The organism is Moorena sp. SIO4E2 (assembly GCF_010671945.1).
In the GTDB taxonomy this organism is placed as follows: Bacteria; Cyanobacteriota; Cyanobacteriia; order Cyanobacteriales; family Coleofasciculaceae; genus Moorena; species Moorena producens.
Genome location: NZ_JAAHIE010001126.1, coordinates 1 through 1,678 on the forward strand (window position 1 = coordinate 1; position 1,678 = coordinate 1,678).

At 48.2% G+C, this 1,678-nt stretch carries 3 protein-coding genes; 1 reads left to right on the plus strand and 2 read right to left on the minus strand.

All coding sequences use genetic code 11. The features are described from left to right. Positions 1-482 (plus strand): NAD(P)/FAD-dependent oxidoreductase (locus F6K37_RS41375; RefSeq protein ID WP_287257083.1); only part of this gene is annotated, 482 nt, incomplete at its 5' end. On the opposite strand, the gene F6K37_RS41380 is transcribed toward F6K37_RS41375, so the two are convergent. Together F6K37_RS41380 and F6K37_RS41385 are read right to left on the minus strand one after the other, a co-directional pair. Beyond that, positions 449-832, minus strand: coding sequence for an IS66 family transposase (locus tag F6K37_RS41380; RefSeq protein ID WP_502887838.1), 384 nt, complete (start codon positions 830-832; stop codon positions 449-451). The two genes, F6K37_RS41375 and F6K37_RS41380, sit on opposite strands and share 34 nt — an antisense overlap. A gap of 152 nt (positions 833-984) precedes the next feature. Next, positions 985-1,678, minus strand: a 694-nt coding sequence (locus F6K37_RS41385; protein WP_287257084.1) for an IS66 family transposase, incomplete at its 5' end; no start/stop codon positions are given.

The window sequence follows — 1,678 nt, forward strand, 5'->3', positions numbered from 1 at the left end:
GATTCCAACAAAGCTTGTTGGAATCTCTCTACGAAAGTAGGGGGATCGGTTCCCACGTTAACAACGTAAATTCAATTCGCTGTTTTCCTTGTGCCCCCTATATTCGTCAACCGTTGTGCGGGATCGGATGGTTCTTGGTAGGAGAAGCTGCCATCAAACTCGATCCCGTTAGCGGTGAAGGCACCCCTTTTGCTTTGCGGAGTGCTATGCTCATGGCGGCAGTCCTAGATGGAATTTTGAGTGATCGCCTGCCCCTAGAAGCTGGACTCCAACATTACTGCTCTCGCCTGACTTATTCATTCATTTCTCATCTACAGGGATGCACTCGCTTTTATGAAGAGGCATTTGGATTTCGAGAAAATTGGTCTTCGGAGTTGCATTCCATGCATCATATTCTAAATATTCTATACCCTCAATTTTCTCAAATACTCCACGACATACAACTTTATCAGTTAGTAGATTTTAGGTTAGTCCAATCGTAACCGTACCATGGCCTTACGCCACCATAGGTATTTGAGTGTTGATCAGAGTTTGTGGTAATAGGGATGGAGCCGATAGCCCTAATCGCTGGGTTCGAATTGCCTGTGTGAGATAATCCTTCGGATTTTGCTGCTGTGCTTTGAGGGATGTCACCACAGTAAGAATTCTCGTGCGCGAATTCACTGCCGGCTTGAAATTGGGAACCAAAGCTGGTTTGCCGCCAAATTACGACAGTGCGTAGGGCACGTTCTGCAGCATTATTCGTGGGTTCTACCCCTGGAACATAGACAAAAGTCCATAGCGCAGCCTCTAGTTTTAATAACTCTCGGGCTGTGCGTACTGTTTTGGCCAAGGGTGATTTTTCCCTGTTGCCAATAGGTAAAGCTGCAGCAGCTTCGTGCCTGGGTCTTGAAACCCATTCTCAATGGCTCCACCGCCATGACAAACTGCTCACGACTCATGGTGCCATCCCGTACTCGATGCCACCATCCTGCGTAACCGACGTTATGGACGCAATAGAGCTTCACCAATTTCTTTCAAGACACCAGTGCCTGAGGCCATAGCCGTCAAATCCCGCTTCAGATCAGCCCAGCACACTTGACGATGCATCATCTCTAACCAGTTGTAAGCACTGTAACGGTCTGAGATTAAAATACCGTTTAACTCTTCTCCCAGTAATGCTTTGGCCGTTGCTTGAGAGCGACTCAAGACCACCGAAAAGACAATCACCAACGGGGTAACTAATACCCATAGCCATCCTTTGCTTTGTCTGGGATTGAGTCCATCACCATTGCCTTGGCTAAAGCTGGTTTCATCACTATGAACAAACGCCTGGCCTTGAACATACTCAATAGCTTGTTCCACAGGAGCTGCGACCGCGTCACTCACCTGGTGACGAAGACGATTGATGCTCCCACGGGAAAGCTCAACACTAAACTTTGTAGCAAGTAAGGACTTCACCATCCGGTGAATTTGGCGATGTTCTACACTAAACCTTGCAACCACTGCCGCTAATCGGTCTCCTAAGCCTAATGATGGTACCTCGGCAGGGAGTGGTGCACGGTTCTTCCTGCCGCAGCAATTGCACTCCAACTGATGCAGTTGATGTTCAATTCCCTTGGGCGATAGGGGCGGAATATCAACGATTTGATGACGATAAGGGTGCTCGTCGAAGCCGCTCAACTGCTCTCCACAATGA